This is a genomic window from Vibrio sp. CUB2 (assembly GCF_001557945.1).
Classification (GTDB): domain Bacteria; phylum Pseudomonadota; class Gammaproteobacteria; order Enterobacterales; family Vibrionaceae; genus Vibrio; species Vibrio owensii.
The window spans coordinates 75,844-95,430 of sequence record NZ_LNRB01000014.1; the positions used below are offsets into that span (position 1 = coordinate 75,844).

The window sequence follows — 19,587 nt, forward strand, 5'->3', positions numbered from 1 at the left end:
TCAGTTAATTAGCCAGTAACGTCGAGGGATTATGATTTTTTGAATAAGCCTTACATCTCTCGCATCGCTTTATATGAAGCGACGGCGAGAGGGTTGAGCAAATAGTCCAACGGGGTTTGATCTTCTATCAGGATCATGACCTCTGCGGGCATTCCGGGGTATAAAGAGACCGACTCTCCGAGTTGATTTAACATGTTGGCATCGAGTGACACTCGCGCTAGATAAGCGGAGGATCCTGTTGCTTGATCGCTAATGCGGTCGGCAGAAACGTGAATCAACTTCCCCTCAATTGGCGGTGTTTTCCTAAAACTAAAGGCCGTAAGGCGTACTTGTGTTGCCTGACCAATATGAAGGACTTCGATATCTTCTGGTTTTACGAGTGCTTCCACGATGAGCTCATCTTCTTGTGGCACGATTTCCATTAATGTGTCGCCAGGGGCGATAATCGCATCCTCACCCACAACATTCAGCCCAACAACGACACCACCTTGGGGCGCTCTGATCTCGACACGTTCTAAGACATCACTTGCATTCACCATCGCTTCTCGAGTCTCGTTTAGTTTACGTTCAAGTTCTTGAACCTCTTCACCGAGTGTTTTCGCGTAGTTAAAATCTGCGTTTGCGAGCTCCATTTTTGCCTCGGCAACAAAGCCTTTAGCTCGACCTATCTGAGCGCTAAGGTCAGCAATTTGTCCTTCCAATTGCGAATGCTCACGTTGCAAATCTAAGTACCGAGACTTAGATGTGTTGCCCGATGTCAGCAGCTTTTTGTGCATGGCAACTTGCTCAGAAAGATAACGAATACTCTCTTTTCCTGCTTGGTAGCGTTTTTGTAAACCCACCATATCGAGGCGAGCTTGCTCTATCTTCTCAATTAAAATATTGCTCTCACCAACGCGCAGTGAGCGTCGTTTTTCATATAAAGCTTGTTGTGTGCGAATGATAGATTGAATATCGGCAGAATCACTTCGAGAAAGCAAACGGCTATCGAATTGAATTTCAGGATGATCGGCAAGTTCCGATTGCAAGCGATTCAGACGTGCCAAATCGCTTTGCCATTGTGCTCTCAGTCGGTTGAGGTTCGCCTGAGCCTGAGTGGCACTTAACGTTATGAGCAAATCATCTTTGGTTACCCAATCCCCATCTTTGACGTGCACTTGCTCAATAATCCCGCCTTCTAAGTGTTGGACTGGTTTTCGCTTGGATTCCACAATCACCACACCGGGGGCAATAGCGGCCGAGCTAAGCGGCGAGAGACTGGCCCAGGTTATAAATCCACCCACCATGATAAAGAGAACCAACATCGAGAAGAGAACCACAGGTTTGGTAGTGAAAGAGAGCTTACGTCCATCTTCGAATTCAATGCCGGAGCGTTGTAATGTCGTTTTACTCATTCGAAGCCTCCGACTTTGGTTGTGTTCGAGAGCGTTCATCCATCATGGATCGTAAAACTTTGCTTGCTTCACCCGCTTTGGTGATTTGGCCTTGGTTGAGTTCTACTACCCAATCGACATGGCGTAGTAGGTGAGGTTGGTGTGTAATCATGACGACGGATGTGCCTTCTTCGCGGCAAGAAGCCAATAAGGAGGTGAGGTATTCTTCGCCCTCTTTGTCCATGTGCGAGTTGGGCTCGTCTAAGACCAGCAATTTGGGTTTGAAACAAATAGCTCTTGCCAGAGCGAGTTTTTGTGCTTGCCCGCCAGATAGCTGGTGGCCGCCATCTCCGATGATGGTCTCGTAACTATTTGGTAATTGAAGAATGGTTTCATGAACACCAGCGCGCATGGCTGCTCTGATGATTTGCGAGTCGGTTACTTCAATATCGAAGTGAGCGATATTCTCTTTAACGGAGCCTTGTAAGAACTGGATGTTTTGCGGCAGGTAACCGACCGTGTGTTTGAACTGGTCTCGATCCCAGTGGGTGACGTCTAAACCATCAATGCACACTTTGCCCGAGGTTGGTTTATGTATGCCAGTAACGAGTTTACATAAGCTGGTTTTTCCTGAACCACTGGCCCCAATGATTGCAACACGATTTCCTGCCTCTAACCTGAGTTTGAGCTGTTTAAGAACAGGTTCACCTTTATGGTGCTCTGGCGACCAAACCACTTGATCAAAACGAAGCTCTCCTGAAACTTCTGGCAAAATAATTCGTTCAGGCTCTGTTTGACTTTTGTTGACGACTTGCTTGATGCGATCGGCTGCAGCTAGTCCTGTTTTCCAGCCTTGAAATCCGGCGGTCAGTTGTTCAATCGGCTGGAGCGCGCGAGCCATCAGAATCGAGCCTGCGATCATGCCACCTGCACTCATTGCGTTCTCGATAACCAGAAAAGCCCCCGTGCCCATAATGCCAATTTGCAGGGTCATGCGAACGAGTTTCGCCAGCGAAGTTAGGTTGATAGATGCTAGGTCAATTTTGTTTCTGAACCAAAGTTTCTCAGCTAGTACCGATTGAAACTTATCAAACGTTCCTTTGTAAGATTGTTGAGAAAGCAGGGTTTCTTGTTTGTTGAACAACTCATCGACTTTTCTGTTTGTGGCTATTTGAGTCGCATAAGTCGCTTCAAAAGATTTCTTCTTGGCATAGAAGGAGACTAGCGCAACAAACAGCACGCAAATCACAGCAATCAAACCGACTAACCCAATGATAGGGTGGAGCATGAACATGACGAGTAAAAAGAGTGGAGTCCAAGGAAGGTCGAAGGCCACAAAAAAGCTCGGAGAGGTGAGGAGCGAGCGGATCTCGTTAATATCATTAAAAACATATCTCGCTTTTGCTTCTGACCTCGTCCCACAAATCTGATAGAGCCACTGTGAACTTTCCGACTCGAATTGAAGTGCTTTTCGTTGGGTGTACTTTTGTCTCAGAGTGTCGAGTAAGGCCTGTGAGATGAGTAAGAAAAGCGCGATTGCTGTGAGGAGGAACAGCGTGTCTGTACTTCTGCTCGATAACACGCGGTCGAAAAGTTGGAGGCTGTATATTGGAACCACTAACATTAGCGCATTAATCGCCGCGCTGACTAATGTCATGGGGCCTAATGCTTTAAATGTAAAAGGTGACAAGCTGTTCCAACTATTTTGAACCATACTTCCCTCTCTCCATGAACTAAAGAAGTAGTAATCAGTATAGAAAGTGAAAGCTTAAGAAGTGCCTCAAAAGTGAGACGTGGAGGGAAAGCGAGGTTTCGTTTTTGAGAGAGGAAAAGTAGAGCTAATCGCTGCGTAAATGTGTTGCGATTAGCTCTTGTCATTATCTATTTGAAAGTAGACCAAATAGGGGCGTGATCTGACGGTTTTTCGATCCCACGTAGTTCGTAATCAATATCTGATTCAATACATTTCTTTGCTAACGGTGGCGTTGCTAAAATCACATCAATACGAAGGCCACGGTTGTCGTCGAAGCCGCGAGAGCGGTAATCAAACCACGAGAAACGATCGTCGACTTCTGGGTGCAAGTTCCGGAAAGTATCTTCGAAGCCCCAATCTAGAAGGGTTTGCAACCATTCGCGCTCTTCTGGTTGGAATGAACATTTGCCTGTTTTCAACCAGCGTTTACGATTTGGTTCGCCAATGCCGATATCTGCATCAATTGGACTGATGTTAATGTCGCCCATGACAATCAATTGTTCATCGTTAGAGTGGTGATCGTTTAGATAAGTCATCAAATCTTTGTAGAACTGACGTTTGTATGGGTACTTGGTTTCGTGAGCAATGTTGTCGCCTTGAGGGAAGTAACCATTTAGAACCGTTACCTTCTCTCCGTTCTCACCTTCAAACGTCGCCATGATCATGCGTTTTTGATGTTCTTCATTGTCGGTTGGGAAACCTTTTTGAACGCTGATTGGCTCTTGTTTACATAGCATAGCCACGCCGTAGTGCGCTTTTTGGCCGTGAAAGTAAACTTTGTAACCCATCGCTTCGACATCTTCGATTGGAAAAGCTTCGTCGTGTACTTTGATTTCTTGAAGGCCAATAACGTCTGGCTGGTGCTTGTCGATAAGCGCTTGTAGTTGATGCAGACGCGCACGAAGTCCATTGATGTTAAAGCTAATTACTTTCATTTTTTATCCTTCTGAGAGGGCGTGTTTGAGCATGATGTTACCATCGCAAAGGCGAGCTGAAAACGGTTCTCATGTAATCAAATTAAGTTTAAAGAATTGTTAAATATGTAATTGCTATTGTGCCTGCGTATGGTTTAATGAGTCTCAAAAATGAGTTTGCTTGAATAAGGATGTTGTATGCGAACCCTATCTGTGCAGTGGAAAATCACGTTACTTTCCGGGCTTTGCCTGCTTGTTACTTCTTTATCTTTAATTGGCTTTTCAGTTTACAACGCGCTCAGCAACCAAAAATTGTTGCAACAAGAGAGCAGTGCGTCTGTTGTTGAAAAGTCGGAACAACTTTTACAAACCCGTGCGCTCTTAAATGCGACGGAAGTGTCTGAGTACCTCAATGAAGCGACATATAGAGCCGAAATGTTGGCTGCGAACGCGTTATTCTTCAAATCTAACTCAGAGGAGAATTTTGGTGCGAGTGAAGATCTTCGGTCTGCTTTGAATGAAATGATTCGACAAGCAGTTTTGCGTTTTGATGCGATACAAGCTGCGTACTTGGTGTTTAATCCGGACATGCTAGATAGTGAAGACTCAAACTACAAAAGTGCCGACTATGTGGGTTCTAATGAAGCGGGTCGATTCGCAACTTATTGGTCAAAGGCAAACAACGGCGAAAATGTACTCGCCAAAACTCTCAGTGAGAAAGTGCTGAATCAGAATGAGAACGCTGAACGTTTTTATTGTCCTATCTCTTCTGGTCAAACGTGTATTGCTTCACCTCGATTGAACAGCAATGACTCTGGCAGTTTCCTCACGACTTCCATTTCTATTCCTTTAATTGTGGAAGGCGTTCCTATCGGCTTCTTAGGGATCGAACTTCGTTTGGATCAGTTGGCGAAGATTGCGCTCAATTCTGACCAAAGTTTGTTTGCAGGAGCCGGAAGCGTATCAATGATCAGCCTTGATGGCACGTTACTCGCGTCGGATGATTCAGCGAATACCATTGGTCAACCTTTTGTCAGTTCAAACCTGTCCAACGATAAGCTAACCGATTTCTTGTTTGGAGGAGAGGCGGCAGTAGAGTGGAACGCTTCAGGTGAGTGGATGACGGTTTTCTCTCCTATTCAGGTTGCCAACCAGACTTGGGGGGTAATCTTTGAAATGCCGCGTTCGGCCGTATTGGCTGATGCAGACACGCTAGATGCCTTGATCACGACGAACATGGAAGAGGGCATCATCATCGAGGTTAGTGTCGGTGTTGTTCTAGTGCTAATTGGGTTAGCCACGACAGCGTTATTGGCAAAAACCATTGTAAGGCCAATTCGAGAGGTCGTACTTCGCTTGGAAGACATTGCAACGGGAGAAGGGGATCTAACCCAACGTTTGGATGTGAAATCACAGGATGAAATTGGCCAGTTATCAAACGCATTTAACCAATTTTTAGCGCGATTACAGAGCACCATAAAAGAAGTGGTGGACACGTCACGACAAATGGCGGACAAAACCGAACATGCGAAGCTGGTGGTTGCGGCGACAAGAAGCAGTAGTGATGCACAATTCAAAGAAGTTGATCTCGTTGCCACTGCCGCTGAAGAGATGACGCAAACCGCAGCGCTGGTGGTGCAAAATGCGGAGGTCGCGGTGAATGCAGCTTCAGCAGCGAGCAAATCAGCCGAGAAAGGCCAGCAAGTGATTCAAGCTTCTGAGCAACAAATGCAAGCGCTTCTTTCTACTATGATGAAAGCCGTTCCTGTGGTTGAAGAGTTGGCAAATAACAATGCAAGCATTACAGAAATTCTGACAGTCATTGAGGGCATCTCTGAGCAAACTAATTTATTAGCGCTTAATGCTGCTATCGAAGCCGCAAGAGCAGGTGAGCAAGGTCGTGGTTTTGCTGTGGTTGCGGATGAGGTTCGAAATTTAGCAAGTCGAACTCAAAGCTCTGTAGGGGAAATACGGGATGTGATCGCTAGTGTTCAAACTGGCACACAAGCGGTAGTGGGAGCTATTACAGAAGGTAACCAAAAAGCACAATCTTCAGCTGAACAAGTCAATATGGCCGTAGAAGAGTTGCAAAGTATTTTTGAGTCTATTGCTGCGATCAATGACATGAACAGTCAGATCGTCAGAGCGGCCGAAGAGCAGCAATCGGTATCAAATGAAGTGAATCAAAGTGTGGCGAATATCCGAGACCTTAGCAGCGAGATCCTCAATCAAGCTCAATCATCAGAGAGTGCTGGTTCAGAGATGGAATCGTTATCTGACCAACAACAGGCGCTGATGGCGCAGTTCAAAGTCTAATAGCTTTTGAGCCACTCTTGTCCACGCAATACAAAGGGGAGCATTGATGCTCCCCTTTATGGTGTTTTAGTTTTTGTTTCCAGATAACGCTTTATTCAGCTTTAAGCTTATTTTCCAGATCGCTTTGCACAATCTTAATCGCTTTCAACGCGGTTTCTGGATCGATCTCATTGGTTTCTAATAAGTAAATCAAATCCACAGCAAGTTTGATCTCTGCTGGCGCGTCATCTAGAGGAGAGTTTTGCTGTTCTGACATTACTGGTTCTTTTCCCTATGAGTAATTTGGTTTTCTAACTTCAGCAAAGCGGCTTCACAACGTTCTAGTCGTTGCTCTGTTGCCAACAGTACTTTTTGCGCTTCTGCGCGTGCAAAGCTCGGAGCCATTTCGACCGCTCTTTGCTTCTCTAACACCATTTCGCGTAGGCGGCGCGCCCATTCTTGGTGCTGCGCCAACTCTTGATACATTACGTTGATCGGCTTTCTAAAGTGGCTGCTGTGCTTGATTTCACCCTTGCGAATCTTCGTAGTGGATATCTCACGTTGAATTGCTGTGATTTGTGCCACTAGCCTTTCAGTTAAATACTCTGCACGTAAAGCGGTAAGTTTGCCTTCGTTTTGTTCACGTATGATTGCATCAAGTGTGGCTTTGGCTTCTTTTACACATGGCGTCAGTAAACGTGAGCGACAGTGAAATAAACGTTCATCAAATAGGTGGACATGGTGTTCACCACGTTGACGATCAAGCATCGCGGCTTGTTTCGACATCTGCTCTAAGTTTTCAGAAAGTTGCTTAATGTTCATGTTAATCCCACAAACCACGCATCATAAGCAAGCTTAATTGCTAGCACGCTCACGACCGTTACAAACACTGGGCGAATAAATTTAGAGCCAAATCGAATCGCAGAATGGGCACCGACAAAGGCTCCTGCCATTAAACAAACCCCCATGGTTAAGCCTAGCACCCAGTTGATATGACCTAAAACAGCAAAAGTGATAAGAGAAGTGAAGTTGCTGGTGAAGTTCATGGCTTTGGCTAAGCCCGACGCCAATAAGATGTTGAGTCGATAAAGAGCCATCGAGCTTACTGTCCAAAACGCCCCTGTCCCAGGGCCAGCCAGTCCATCATAGAAGCCGATGGTGAAACCTTGCATGTATTGCTTTTTGTTTAGCATTGGGCAGGGTTCAGGAGTAGGGCTCTGATGCGTTGACTGAGGCGTTTTGTGGAACACTGTGTACATTGCAGCAGCAAGAATAATCAGAGGTAATACTTTTTCTAACCACTGTGTGCTGATGGCATCGACAAACAATGTTCCTAGTGTTGCGCCAATAAGGGTTGCAACAAATGCTCTCCCCCAACATTGGGGCTTAAACAGGCGCTTTTTGTAGTAGGTAAATGCCGCAGTAGAAGACGCAAAAGAGGCTGCAAGTTTGTTTGTGCCCAATGCAATATGCGGTGGAAGCCCTAACGACAACAGTGCAGGCACGGTTAGCATACCGCCGCCGCCGGCTACGGCATCAATAAATCCAGCAACAAAAGCGACTAGCGCCAACACCAACAACATGGTTGGCTCAATCATTTCCATAAATAGTTATTCTTCTAATATTCGATCTTGCGTTTAAACGGAGGAAGCGAATCAATTAATGATTGCCCGTAGCGTTTTGTTACCAAACGTCTATCAAGGATGGTCACTCTACCAGAATCCCGCTCTTTGCGCAGTAAACGACCGACACTTTGGATGAGCTTTTTACTCGCATCTGGCACGGTAATCTGCATAAACGGATTGCCACCTTTTTTCTCAATGTATTCTGAATGCGCTTGCTCTACTGGAGAGGTTGGCACACCAAATGGAATCTTGGTGATGACAAGGTTTTCGAGCAGTTCTCCCGGCAAATCAAGGCCTTCAGAGAAACTTCCTGTACCAAAAAGAACGCTGGTTTTTTGTTGATCTACGAGCTTTTTATGTTTTTTTAGAATTTCTGCGCGTGAACTTTCGCCTTGTACCTGCAGTGCCCAGCCTCGTTTGATGAAATCTGAGCTTAATGCATCCGCCACTTGGTTCATTTGCCAATAAGAGGAGAATAATACCAAGTTCGCTTTGTTGTCTTCTAAATACTTAGGCAAAATTTCAATAAGATATTCAGTAAACTGCGGCGCTTGGGGTTCATACTTCATCGCAGGGATTAAAAGCTCTGCTTGATTCTGATAGTCAAACGGAGAAGCCAAAGCCAAAAATTGAGTGCCAGACTCCGGTTTTGCATCAACCCCAACTTGGTGGCAGAAGTAGGTGAACGAGTTTAGCGCGCGCATCGTCGCAGAAACTAACACCGCTCCAATGCATCGGCTCCAGATCTGTTGGTCGAGTTGCCATCCAATTTCTAGCGGTGAAACACTAACAATGTAATCGCCTTCTCGATCTGGGTGTTTCTCTAACCATCGAGCTAAAGGTGCACCTTTGTCACGAGTAGGCTCTGCCATTAGGTTCCATACTTGCGCTAGGTTTTCCAAGCGCTGAATGTAAAAGCCTAATTCAGCTAAAGCAGGCTCCGCTAATCTTGACGATAATTCACCATCTTTAACGCGTTCAGCAATCAAATCGGCGATCTTAGCCACACTTTGATTCGCTTTCTTACTCAGTTGTTTTAGATCTTTAGACTGGTTTTCTAACCAAGTTGGCAGCTCGCCATGTTCAAAACGATAAACGTTCTCTTCAAACTGCGCAGGGTCAAACTGTTTAGTTAATTGGTTTAACGCAGGTATCAGTTCCTGTACCGACTCTTGTAGATCATTACGGAATCGACCAACACGTTTTTCATCGGTTAATGAAGAAAACTTCGTGATGGATTGGTTGAGCTTTTCAAGCCATGCCGCAGCCCCTTTCAAGCTTGCTGAAGCAGAAGCATGGTCTCGCGCAACATGAGGCAGGTGATGAGCTTCATCAAATACGTAAATCGTGTTTTCAGGTTCTGGGAGAATGACTCCGCCACCTAAATCGGCATCCGCCATAACCAATGAGTGATTCGCAATGATGACATCATTTTTATCTAGCTCTGCACGGGCTTTTTGGAAAGGGCAGTTGCGGTGAGCGGGCAAGCTATTGTTACAGCTGTGCTTATCGCTGACTATCAATTGCCAAATGTGGTCATCGATCGGTTTTGGCCATGAATCTCTGTCTCCATCCCATTTACCTTGAGCAAGAGAGCGGTACATGGTTTCCAGAAGCTCGATGTCTTTCTTCTTTGGTTTAGTCTCGAACATGGCGAGTTGGCCACCATCAACGCCGCTCGCTGTTGCAAGTTTCTCTGCGCAGCAGTAGCGCTGACGACCTTTCGCCAGAATAAAAGAGAACTCTCGATCCGTAATTCGGCGGAAAAGAGGGAGGTCTTTATTCACTAACTGTTCTTGCAATGCCACGGTGGCTGTTGAAATCACCACTTTGCGATTGTTGTAAACCGCCACAGGAATCGCGGCCATCAGATAAGAAAGTGATTTACCGATGCCAGTACCTGCTTCGGCAACCAGCATACGATTTGATTTGTGGTATTGCCCGCATAGCGTTTTAGCGATCTCGGCGACGAGGTAGTTTTGTGCTCGTCTCGGAACAAAGTTATCCAGTTGAGCTTGCAAGTTTTGATAACTGGTTCGAATCGATTTTTGGATGTTACTGGTTAGCATACGGGCCTCAAATGCGTTGGTGGCGCATAGTAGCACACATCACTGGTTCTACAGTAGTTCACAAAACGGAATGCTTTTGTGCGGAATGTAGATCTTGTTCACAAAAAAATATTGAACCTAAACTAAATGAAAATAATTTCATTAGGTGAAAAATATAAAACTTCAAAAATACTACCTGAGTAGTTTTTTGTTCTAATTAACTTCTGTTTTAATCAATTGAATGGTGTTTTCTATTTGTTATTAATGAATTACTAAATTACGAAAAATCAAGTTGCTAGTTTAGAACTTCATCGAATAATTTAAATATAAAATCTCAAGTGCATGTATTTTAAGGTTATTTTTATTTTTTGATGTTGTGGTTTAGAAAATTTGACAGGCAGAATAATCTTTTGCACTCTAGTGCCCAGATTTTGCAGACCAATCATTGTTACGTTTCGATAACAAGCGGTTTCAAAAATATAAAAAAAGGGAATCGGACAAGGATATCCCGAACTAAGAAAAGGCAGTGGATTAATTATGAAAAAGACTCTATTAGCACTAGCAGTTGCTGCAACAGCAACTACTGTGAATGCAGCTGAAGTATTCAAATCTGACGAAGGTTCTGTAGATTTCTACGGTCAGCTACGTCCAACTCTTCTATTCCTAGACAGCACAGACCACACTGCAGAGCTAAACACTAGCTCTTCTCGTATGGGTGTAAACGGTGTTTACGTTGTAAACGATAGCCTAAAAGTTCTAGGCGAAGTTGAAATCGGTGTAGCTCTAGGTGATAACTACGGCGCTGGTGCTGATTCAAGTGAGCGTACTGACGATACTGTATTCGTTCGTCGCCACATCTTCGGTTTCGACATGGGCGAAATGGGTACTATCCGCTTCGGTAAAGAAGGTACTTTCGCTGATGACGTTTACGGTGCGGATTACTCTTACTTCTTCGGTGGTACTGCTCTTCTTTACGGACACGAGTGGAACAACGACTCTCAAATTAAATACGCATTCGAAAACGACGCATTCTGGCTAAAAGCGGGTTACGCTCTAGGTGAGAAAGACAAGAACGAAGAAGTTCGTGAAGTATTCGTAGGTAAGTCTTTCGGTGACCTATCTATGCACGCTGGTATCCTTTCTTCTGTAAACAAGATTGCAGTAAACAACGTTGCTCACGATACTGAAAACCTATCTTTTGAAGTAACTGGTGAATACGCACTAGGTGAACACACTCTAGGTGCAACTTACTACTACAACGAAGATGAAAACAAAGTTTCAAACGAAACTGTTGACTCTCACGGTATCTCTCTAGCAGGTATGTTTGCAGTAGCTCCTAAGACAACTCTTTACTCTGGTTACGAGCTAGTAATGTCTTCTTCTGACCAAGCTGGTACTGTAGACGGTGATGATTCACGTTTCTACGCTGGTGTTGAGTACAAGTTCTCTAAATGGGCTCGCGTATTCGTTGAAGGCGCATACGTATTTGAAGAAACTTCAACTGACAACGTGAAGACAGACAGCAAAACTGACTTCGGTGTTGGTGCACGTTTCTACTGGTAATCAAAACCCAGTTTGATATTGTAAGACCCAGCTATATGCTGGGTCTTTTACTATTGGAGATAAGGATTTAATTTCTATGCAGTTATCATTAAAAGTGGCAATCACACTTTCTGTTCTAGCCAGTACAAACTTATATGCTGCAACGACCTTGGTGGTTCCTGAAGACGTAAAACTACTTGCGGTAAATATGGAGAAGCCAAAGTTGGAGGGTGGTTTGTTTTCGGATGAGAAAACAATAGAGATTCCTGACGGTACAAACCAAATTGTCTTCAAATACCAACCAGAATTTGAAATTGGCGATGATATCAAAGGGGTTTATGGCGACGCTATTATTGCTAAGTTCGATGTGAAGAATGAAGAACTAAAATTCGAACTGCCAGAATTCAAAACTTACCGCCAAGCGCAAACAAACATTTCCCCTCTAGAGTGGCAATTGCTTGATTCTAAAGGTCAGCCTATCGATCTTGTTGAAGACGTTCTTGAGTCCGATGGCGTTCAAATTGGTCGTAACTATGCTCAGGAAGCTCGCAACTATAATATTGCTGGTGGTGTAGCTGGAGTTGCTGTGACAGTTGTGACAGTAAACCAACACAGCCAAGCGGTTACTGGCGTCGAGCCTAAAGTAGTTGCTACAACTGACGCACAGTCATCAACAGCACAAGACAGCCAAATGGTAGATCTACTTAAGACGATGTACCAAAAAGCGACACCACAAGAAAAAGAAGCCTTTAAGAAGTGGGTTGCTCAACAATAATCGTTATTAGTGACGACAAAAACTAAAAAAGCAGGCCTAGACCTGCTTTTTATATTTTTTGAGGTGAGCATCTTTTGATGTTTAAAACGCGAGTTTGATTTCTTGCCACTCTCCCGGCTTTAAATCGTCAAGCACAATACCGCCCATCGAGTAGCGAACCAAACGCAGTGTTGGGAAGCCAATGTGTGCGGTCATGCGTCTTACCTGACGGTTTCTTCCCTCTATAATAGTGATTGCCAACCAAGTTGTTGGAATGTTAGCTCGAAAGCGAACTGGTGGGGTTCTATCCCAGATCTCTGGCTCTGGCATTACTTCGACTTTTGCAGGTAATGTCATGCCATCTTTCAACTCAACGCCTTTACGTAGCTTCTCTAAGTCTTCTTCAGTCGGAGCACCGTCAACCTGTACCCAATAAGTCTTCGGTGACTTTGATTGGGGCTGCGTTAACTTTGCCTGCAAGATGCCATCATTTGTTAGCACCATTAGACCTTCGCTGTCTCTATCTAATCGACCTGCTGCGTATACGTCTTTTACTGGGATGTAGTCAGCAAGCGTTTTACGGCCTTCGCCATCGGTAAATTGGCTTAACGTGTCATAAGGCTTATTAAAAATGATCACTTTACGATCTTCTGGTGCAATGCGAGGCTTAGTTGGCTTTGAAGAGCGAGTAGGGCGACTAGGTCGATTTTTCGCCTGGCCATTTGAATGATTTGGCTTACCGGAGCGTTTAAAATGGCTTGGTTTTGATTGGTTACTACGGCGACCTTTTTCATGACCCGTGCGAGATGACATGTTAACTACCTTGCAAAAATGTAAATGAACTGTGTTTGAAAGTTTTATGTTTTCTTCTAATCGGCTATCATTTGCGCGCCTAAAACTAACAAAAGCGCACAGAATAATAGACTATTTCGTGTTATTTGTTTAATGATATAGCCAAGTTGCTTTTAGTGCGGTGTTTTTGCAAAAGAACCACATGAAAGCAAACTTGGCACAAAGTGCACTCATGGATAGAGAGCCTAAGAGCTCCAAACTATAAAAAAGAGTGCAAACCGCATGTCGCGTTGGTGAGGAGGAATGCACTACTAACGTTAAGCAATGCGTAAATTCAACGAACTCAGTTGCTGAGTTGTTCAGCTTAGTTGAGTAAAAAATAGGGAAATTTCATGCCTACAGAAAAACCTACAATTATCTACACCATCACTGATGAAGCCCCGGCGTTAGCAACCTATTCATTACTACCAATCATTCAATCGTTTACTGCATCGTCTGGCATTAATGTAGATACACGTGATATTTCGTTAGCGGGTCGAATCATCGCTAACTTCCCAGAGCATTTAAAAGAAGAGCAGCGTATCGGTGACGCGCTAACAGAGTTAGGTGAATTGGCTAAGACGCCTGAAGCAAACATCATCAAGCTTCCTAATATTTCAGCGTCAATCCCGCAGCTAAAAGCAGCGATCAAAGAGCTACAAGCAAAAGGTTACGAGCTACCAAACTACCCTGAAGAGCCAAGCACTTACGAAGAAGAAGCGATCAAAGCGACTTACGACAAAATCAAAGGTAGTGCGGTTAACCCAGTTCTGCGTGAAGGTAACTCAGACCGTCGTGCACCACTTTCAGTGAAGAACTACGCGAAGAAAAACCCACACTCAATGGGCGCGTGGTCGGCAGATTCTCAATCTCATGTTTCAAGCATGGCCGACAATGATTTCTTCGGTAGTGAAAAATCGACAACCTTATCTGGTGCAACCGACGTTAAAATCGAATTTGCTGCTGCAGATGGTTCAGTGAAAGAGCTTAAAGCGGCATTCCCTCTACAAGATAAAGAAGTGATCGATTGTTCAGTAATGAACAAGAAGGCGCTAGTTGAGTTCTTCGAGCAAGAAATTGCAGAAGCAAAACAACAAGACGTACTGCTTTCTCTACATATGAAAGCGACTATGATGAAGGTATCGGACCCAGTTATCTTCGGTCACGCCGTTAAGGTTTACTACAAAGACGTATTTGCGAAATACGGTAAGCTGTTTGAAGAGCTAGGCGTTGACGTAAACAACGGTATCGGTGATGTATATGCGAAGATTGAAGCGCTACCTGCAGAACAAAAAGCAGAAATCGAAGCAGCTATTCTTGCGGTATACGAAACACAGCCAGCACTAGCTATGGTTGATTCAGATCGCGGTATTACTAACCTACATGTACCAAGTGACATCATCGTTGATGCTTCGATGCCGGCAATGCTACGTGCTTCTGGCCAAATGTGGGGACCTGATGGCAAGCAGAAAGATACCAAAGCAATGATCCCAGATCGCAGCTATGCAGGTATTTACCAAGCGGTTATCGACTTCTGTAAAGTACACGGTGCATTTGATCCAACAACAATGGGTAGTGTGCCAAACGTGGGTCTAATGGCTCAAAAAGCGGAAGAGTACGGTTCACACGACAAGACGTTCATCCTAGATAAAGCGGGTACTGTACGTGTTGTAGATGCTTCTGGTGCGGTGCTTCTAGAGCAAGCAGTAGAAGAAGGCGATATCTTCCGTATGTGTCAGGTGAAAGACGCGCCAATCCAAGATTGGGTGAAACTTGCGGTTACTCGTGCTCGTGCGACAGGCGCTCCAGCGGTGTTCTGGCTAGACGAAGCGCGTGCTCATGACGCAGAACTGATCAAGAAAGTTAACGCATACTTACCAGAGCATGATACTTCAGGCTTAGAGATTAAGATTCTTGCACCAATCGATGCATGTAAGTTCTCTCTAGAGCGTATTAAAGAAGGTCTAGATACCATTTCAGTAACTGGTAACGTACTTCGTGACTACCTAACTGACTTGTTCCCAATCCTAGAACTTGGTACTTCTGCGAAGATGCTATCTATTGTTCCACTCATGAACGGTGGCGGTCTATTTGAGACAGGTGCAGGTGGTTCAGCACCTAAACACGTTCAACAGGTAGAAAAAGAAAACCACCTACGTTGGGATTCTTTGGGTGAGTTCCTAGCACTAGCGGCATCGCTTGAGCACCTAAGCACTGTTGCTGGCAATGCAAAAGCACAAGTGCTTGCTGATGCACTTGACAAAGCAACGGGTGAGTTCTTAGACAACAACAAGTCGCCATCACGTAAAGTTGGTGAATTGGATAACCGCGGCAGTCACTACTACCTCGCATCTTACTGGGCAAAAGCGCTAGCAGAGCAAACGGTAGATGCTGACCTAGCGGCTGAGTTTGCACCAGTGGCAAAAGCATTGGCAGAGCAAGAAGAGGCGATCGTTTCTGAACTGAACTCTGCGCAAGGTGTGAAAGGGGAGCTAGGTGGTTACTACTCACTGGATGATGCGCTAGCGTCTACATTGATGCGCCCAAGTGCGACGTTGAACACCATTATTAACAAGTAATATATAGATGGTTCTCGCGCTACTTTAGTGGCGCGAATATAAAACCGATAAAAACAATAAACCCGCTCTTTGGCGGGTTTATTTTTCTCTTTATAAAAGCAGAACTGTGTAGTGCTTCTACAAGAGCAAATGTTTTGTCTTTCCGACAGCGCTCTAGTTATTTGGCTTGGCCTTCTACTGGCACGACGCTACTTGCGTGTGAACCTTTTGGACCTTTTTCAACCTCGTATGAGACTTGTTGGCCTGCTTTCAGTGTACGATAACCGTCCATTTGGATAGTTGAGTAGTGGGCGAAAATATCTCCTTCTTCTTCATCTGAACAGATAAACCCAAATCCTTTGGCATTGTTAAACCACTTTACTGTACCTGTAGCCATGCTTTTACATCCCTCATGCATTTTTTACTGATGTTGTTACTTCACCCAAGCTATACCTTTAACTTGGTCTCATTGTTAGCCGTTACTATTTTCGCTATTGCTAACACACGTCGAGTGAGCATATCCATATTCACCAGAATGTTAGAAAACCAACAAACCCAGAATGAGGATTTATGCATCAACACTTTCCACTGTAGTCAATGAATCTCGACAGTCAATAGTGAAAGTCAACAATCAGAAACATATTTGAAAACAAATCACTTTTGAGATTAACATTTTTGCAAACTGTTTCTGGCGCATGCGATGGCTTTTAGTCAAAAGGACTGCAAGGGTTTGATATCAAGGGAAGGGATACTAACCAAATTGCCTACATTAGAAGATTCTACTAAATGAATAAAAAGTGATGTTTTCGTGATATTTAGCTCTTTTTCCTCTGTAAGTGTGATCTTGGTGGGTTTGATGATTGTAATAACAAGGGGGAAACAGAGCGCATTTAAATTGATAGTTCTAACAGCAAAAAATCGGTTCTAAGTGATAAAAATCTTTTATTTGCGCGCCTGACAGAGGTGCATTAGTCTCTATGTAAGGAAGCAAAATTTATCTATCAAATTCGAATTAGGTGCCACATCTCACTACACCGCATGGCATGCTTATGGTAGATTGTTTTTATAGGTCGAAAACATCAACCCTTTGATACGATATCTTTGAATTGCCATGAGTAAAAATTTTGAATGGGTGACTCCAGACTCTGATCTTCTGGAGCGCGAAAGTACAAAAGTTCAGCCACCAAAGCTATACAACGTTGTACTCAACAATGATGACTATACACCTATGGATTTCGTCATAGAGGTGCTTGAGCGATTTTTTTCACATGATATTGATAAAGCAACGCAAATCATGCTCAAGATCCACTATGAAGGAAAGGCAATTTGTGGCACTTACAGTGCAGAAATTGCTGAAACAAAAGTAGCGCAAGTGACGATGTACTCAAGGGAAAATGAGCATCCGCTACTATGTACTATGGAGCAAGCGTAATAAGAAGACTTGCTCGAGCAACCAAAGTTGTTCTTTCGGGAGGTACTTATGCTAAATAAAGAACTAGAGTCAAGCCTTAACGGTGCATTCGCTCGTGCACGTGACAAACGCCACGAGTTCATGACTGTCGAACACCTCCTACTTGCATTGTTGGAAAATGATGCAGCTAAGGAAGCCCTTCTAGCCTGCAAAGCGGACCTTGATGCTTTGCGTAACGAACTCGATATATTTATCGACCAAACAACGCCGCTCATTCCTGAAAGCGATGAGACGCGCGAAACCCAGCCGACATTGAGTTTCCAGCGTGTATTACAACGCGCCGTCTTCCATGTTCAGTCGTCTGGTCGCAGTGAAGTGACTGGGGCAAATGTCCTTGTTGCGATTTTCAGCGAACAAGAATCTCACGCTGCTTACCTACTCAAGAAGAACGATATCTCTCGTTTGGACATCGTTAACTTTATCTCTCACGGCATTACTAAAGCCTCTGGCTCGAATGAAGACTCTTCTTCATCAGACTCTTTCGGCTCAGAAGCGCCAGAAGAAACCAATCCAGAAGAACGTTTGGAAAGCTTTGCAACCAATCTAAACCAAGTTGCGAAAGCGGGTAACATCGACCCACTTATCGGCCGAGACAAAGAACTAGAGCGTACAATTCAAGTACTTTGCCGTCGCCGTAAAAACAACCCATTGCTTGTGGGTGAAGCGGGCGTTGGTAAAACCGCCATCGCTGAGGGTCTAGCGTGGAGAATCGTTGAAGGTCAAGTACCAGAAGTGATTCAAAACAGCGTGATTTACTCACTGGATATTGGCTCACTACTCGCCGGTACCAAATATCGTGGTGACTTCGAGAAGCGTTTCAAATCGGTTCTTAAGCAGCTAGAGAAAGAAGAAGACGCAATCCTATTTATCGATGAGATCCACACTATCATCGGTGCGGGTGCGGCTTCTGGTGGTCAAGTCGATGCGGCAAACCTGATCAAGCCTCTACTAAGTAGCGGTAAGTTGCGCTGTATTGGTTCGACAACGTACCAAGAGTACAGCAACATCTTTGAGAAAGAGCGCGCTCTATCTCGCCGTTTCCAAAAAATTGATGTAGTAGAACCGTCTCTCGACGATACGACTAAGATTTTGATTGGTCTGAAACCTAAGTACGAAGCTCACCACGAAGTGCGTTACACCAATAAAGCGTTGCGTGCGGCAGTAGAGCTATCGGCGAAATACATCAATGAGCGTCACTTGCCAGATAAAGCAATCGACGTTATTGATGAAGCGGGTGCGCGTAGCCGCTTAGCACCAGCAAGTCGCCGTAAGAAAACCGTCGGTGTTGCAGACATCGAAGCGATGGTCGCTAAGATGGCACGTATTCCAGAGAAATCAGTGTCGTCTTCAGACAAAGACATTCTGAAGAACCTTGATGACAAGATGAAGATGCTGGTCTTCGGTCAAGACAATGCGATTGACGCGCTGTCAGAGGCAATCAAACTGTCTCGTGCTGGTCTAGGTGTAGATAACAAGCCTGTCGGTTCATTCTTGTTTGCTGGCCCTACAGGGGTAGGTAAAACAGAGGTGACTGTTCAGCTTTCGAAACTACTTGGCATTGAGCTTCTTCGTTTCGATATGTCTGAGTATGGTGAGCGTCACTCGGTGAGCCGTTTGATTGGTGCGCCTCCAGGTTATGTTGGTTACGATCAAGGTGGCTTACTAACCGACGCCGTGCTGAAACACCCGCACTCAGTGGTTCTGCTTGATGAAATTGAGAAAGCACACCCAGATATCTTTAACTTGCTACTACAGGTGATGGATAACGGTACGCTGACGGACAACAATGGACGCAAAGCCGACTTCCGTAACGTGATCCTTGTGATGACAACCAACGCAGGTGTTGCAGAGACTGAGAAGAAATCGATCGGTCTTATCCAACAAGATAATAGTCATGATGCGATGGCGGAAATCAAGAAGGTGTTCACACCAGAATTCCGTAACCGTCTAGACAATATCATTTGGTTCAACAGCCTAGATGAAGCGGTGATCCACCAAGTGGTTGATAAGTTCATCGTGGAACTACAAGTTCAACTAGACGCTCGTGGCGTATCAATGGAAGTATCACAAGATGCGCGTCATTGGTTAGCTCACAAAGGCTACGACAAAGCGATGGGTGCACGTCCTATGGGACGAGTTATTCAAGAGCAGCTTAAGAAACCTTTGGCGAATGAACTTCTGTTCGGCTCATTGGTGGACGGTGGTACTGTGAAAGTTACGCTAGTGAAAGACGAACTTAAGTTCGAATACCTAAGCGAGAAAGAAGCAGCACTTCACTAATTCTTTGTTGAAATCTACTTTAAAAGCGTGCGCCTAGGCGTGCGCTTTTTTGTGTCTGCAAGAATGGAACAAGTCTGTGGAGTGTATTGAAACTCGCAAAAGCAAGCTTGGTATTGAGAGCAAAAGACAGGCAATAAAAAACG

15 protein-coding genes are annotated in these 19,587 nt (G+C 44.6%); 6 read left to right on the forward strand and 9 right to left on the reverse strand.

Annotated elements, in window-relative coordinates; all coding sequences use genetic code 11:
* Positions 1-50 precede the first annotated feature (50 nt).
* From ATB78_RS20165 to xthA, 3 genes are all read right to left on the reverse strand, one after another.
* Positions 51-1,394, reverse strand: coding sequence for an HlyD family type I secretion periplasmic adaptor subunit (locus ATB78_RS20165; protein WP_061010116.1), 1,344 nt, complete (start codon positions 1,392-1,394; stop codon positions 51-53).
* Positions 1,387-3,087, reverse strand: a complete 1,701-nt coding sequence (locus ATB78_RS20170; protein ID WP_061010118.1) for a type I secretion system permease/ATPase — start codon at positions 3,085-3,087, stop codon at positions 1,387-1,389. The genes ATB78_RS20165 and ATB78_RS20170 overlap by 8 nt, the downstream gene beginning before the upstream one ends.
* A 167-nt stretch (positions 3,088-3,254) precedes the next feature.
* Positions 3,255-4,061 carry an exodeoxyribonuclease III gene (gene xthA, locus ATB78_RS20175; RefSeq protein ID WP_061010120.1) on the reverse strand — a complete coding sequence of 269 codons (807 nt, stop codon included), beginning with the start codon at positions 4,059-4,061 and terminating at the stop codon, positions 3,255-3,257.
* A gap of 177 nt (positions 4,062-4,238) precedes the next feature.
* On the opposite strand from xthA, the gene ATB78_RS20180 reads away from it, so the two are divergent.
* Complete coding sequence (locus tag ATB78_RS20180; protein WP_061010123.1) at positions 4,239-6,356, forward strand: methyl-accepting chemotaxis protein; 2,118 nt, start codon at positions 4,239-4,241, stop codon at positions 6,354-6,356.
* 91 nt (positions 6,357-6,447) lie between these two features.
* Here the strand turns inward: ATB78_RS20180 and rsmS are convergent, their stop codons facing one another.
* From rsmS to dinG, 4 genes are read right to left on the reverse strand one after another with little or no spacing between them, the layout of a single operon-like run.
* Entirely contained in the window at positions 6,448-6,612 is a 165-nt protein-coding gene (rsmS, locus tag ATB78_RS20185; protein ID WP_009707110.1) for a pleiotropic regulatory protein RsmS, read from the reverse strand.
* Complete coding sequence (locus tag ATB78_RS20190; protein ID WP_061010125.1) at positions 6,612-7,157, reverse strand: primosomal replication protein; 546 nt, start codon at positions 7,155-7,157, stop codon at positions 6,612-6,614. The genes rsmS and ATB78_RS20190 overlap by 1 nt, the downstream gene beginning before the upstream one ends.
* Positions 7,154-7,939, reverse strand: coding sequence for a TSUP family transporter (locus ATB78_RS20195; protein WP_005437454.1), 786 nt, complete (start codon positions 7,937-7,939; stop codon positions 7,154-7,156). The genes ATB78_RS20190 and ATB78_RS20195 overlap by 4 nt, the downstream gene beginning before the upstream one ends.
* Positions 7,940-7,953: 14 nt before the next feature.
* Positions 7,954-10,029 (reverse strand): ATP-dependent DNA helicase DinG, encoded by a 2,076-nt coding sequence (gene dinG / locus ATB78_RS20200; RefSeq protein ID WP_038896301.1) that lies wholly within the window; start codon positions 10,027-10,029, stop codon positions 7,954-7,956.
* A 516-nt stretch (positions 10,030-10,545) separates the two neighbouring features.
* On the opposite strand from dinG, the gene ATB78_RS20205 reads away from it, so the two are divergent.
* Positions 10,546-11,571: a porin gene (locus tag ATB78_RS20205; protein WP_038896302.1), complete on the forward strand. Its 1,026-nt coding sequence runs from the start codon at positions 10,546-10,548 to the stop codon at positions 11,569-11,571.
* A 76-nt stretch (positions 11,572-11,647) separates the two neighbouring features.
* Positions 11,648-12,325 carry a DUF2057 family protein gene (locus tag ATB78_RS20210; RefSeq protein WP_045478965.1) on the forward strand — a complete coding sequence of 226 codons (678 nt, stop codon included), beginning with the start codon at positions 11,648-11,650 and terminating at the stop codon, positions 12,323-12,325.
* Between the two features lie 81 nt (positions 12,326-12,406).
* Here the strand turns inward: ATB78_RS20210 and ATB78_RS20215 are convergent, their stop codons facing one another.
* Positions 12,407-13,117: a pseudouridine synthase gene (locus ATB78_RS20215; protein WP_061010127.1), complete on the reverse strand. Its 711-nt coding sequence runs from the start codon at positions 13,115-13,117 to the stop codon at positions 12,407-12,409.
* A gap of 371 nt (positions 13,118-13,488) precedes the next feature.
* Here ATB78_RS20215 and ATB78_RS20220 point away from each other — a divergent pair, with 371 nt between their 5' ends.
* On the forward strand, positions 13,489-15,714 hold the full coding sequence (locus tag ATB78_RS20220) for an NADP-dependent isocitrate dehydrogenase (protein WP_061010129.1): 2,226 nt from the start codon (positions 13,489-13,491) through the stop codon (positions 15,712-15,714).
* 157 nt (positions 15,715-15,871) lie between these two features.
* Here ATB78_RS20220 and cspD read toward each other — a convergent pair whose 3' ends face one another.
* A complete protein-coding gene (gene cspD, locus ATB78_RS20225) occupies positions 15,872-16,090 on the reverse strand; it encodes a cold shock domain-containing protein CspD (protein ID WP_005437446.1) in 219 nt (72 codons plus the stop codon).
* 714 nt (positions 16,091-16,804) lie between these two features.
* On the opposite strand from cspD, the gene clpS reads away from it, so the two are divergent.
* Both clpS and clpA read left to right on the forward strand, forming a co-directional pair.
* Positions 16,805-17,125 carry an ATP-dependent Clp protease adapter ClpS gene (clpS, locus tag ATB78_RS20230; RefSeq protein WP_005427554.1) on the forward strand — a complete coding sequence of 107 codons (321 nt, stop codon included), beginning with the start codon at positions 16,805-16,807 and terminating at the stop codon, positions 17,123-17,125.
* Positions 17,126-17,173: 48 nt separating this feature from the next.
* Entirely contained in the window at positions 17,174-19,444 is a 2,271-nt protein-coding gene (clpA, locus tag ATB78_RS20235; protein WP_005437445.1) for an ATP-dependent Clp protease ATP-binding subunit ClpA, read from the forward strand.
* Positions 19,445-19,587: the final 143 nt, after the last annotated feature.

Bases quoted from the DNA above. Each gene is read 5' to 3' on its own strand.
- ATB78_RS20165 (WP_061010116.1), bottom strand. From the start codon at position 1,394: ATGAGTAAAACGACATTACAACGCTCCGGCATTGAATTCGAAGATGGA.
- ATB78_RS20170 (WP_061010118.1), bottom strand. From the start codon at position 3,087: ATGGTTCAAAATAGTTGGAACAGCTTGTCACCTTTTACATTTAAAGCA.
- xthA (WP_061010120.1), bottom strand. From the start codon at position 4,061: ATGAAAGTAATTAGCTTTAACATCAATGGACTTCGTGCGCGTCTGCAT.
- ATB78_RS20180 (WP_061010123.1), top strand. From the start codon at position 4,239: ATGCGAACCCTATCTGTGCAGTGGAAAATCACGTTACTTTCCGGGCTT.
- rsmS (WP_009707110.1), bottom strand. From the start codon at position 6,612: ATGTCAGAACAGCAAAACTCTCCTCTAGATGACGCGCCAGCAGAGATC.
- ATB78_RS20190 (WP_061010125.1), bottom strand. From the start codon at position 7,157: ATGAACATTAAGCAACTTTCTGAAAACTTAGAGCAGATGTCGAAACAA.
- ATB78_RS20195 (WP_005437454.1), bottom strand. From the start codon at position 7,939: ATGGAAATGATTGAGCCAACCATGTTGTTGGTGTTGGCGCTAGTCGCT.
- dinG (WP_038896301.1), bottom strand. From the start codon at position 10,029: ATGCTAACCAGTAACATCCAAAAATCGATTCGAACCAGTTATCAAAAC.
- ATB78_RS20205 (WP_038896302.1), top strand. From the start codon at position 10,546: ATGAAAAAGACTCTATTAGCACTAGCAGTTGCTGCAACAGCAACTACT.
- ATB78_RS20210 (WP_045478965.1), top strand. From the start codon at position 11,648: ATGCAGTTATCATTAAAAGTGGCAATCACACTTTCTGTTCTAGCCAGT.
- ATB78_RS20215 (WP_061010127.1), bottom strand. From the start codon at position 13,117: ATGTCATCTCGCACGGGTCATGAAAAAGGTCGCCGTAGTAACCAATCA.
- ATB78_RS20220 (WP_061010129.1), top strand. From the start codon at position 13,489: ATGCCTACAGAAAAACCTACAATTATCTACACCATCACTGATGAAGCC.
- cspD (WP_005437446.1), bottom strand. From the start codon at position 16,090: ATGGCTACAGGTACAGTAAAGTGGTTTAACAATGCCAAAGGATTTGGG.
- clpS (WP_005427554.1), top strand. From the start codon at position 16,805: ATGAGTAAAAATTTTGAATGGGTGACTCCAGACTCTGATCTTCTGGAG.
- clpA (WP_005437445.1), top strand. From the start codon at position 17,174: ATGCTAAATAAAGAACTAGAGTCAAGCCTTAACGGTGCATTCGCTCGT.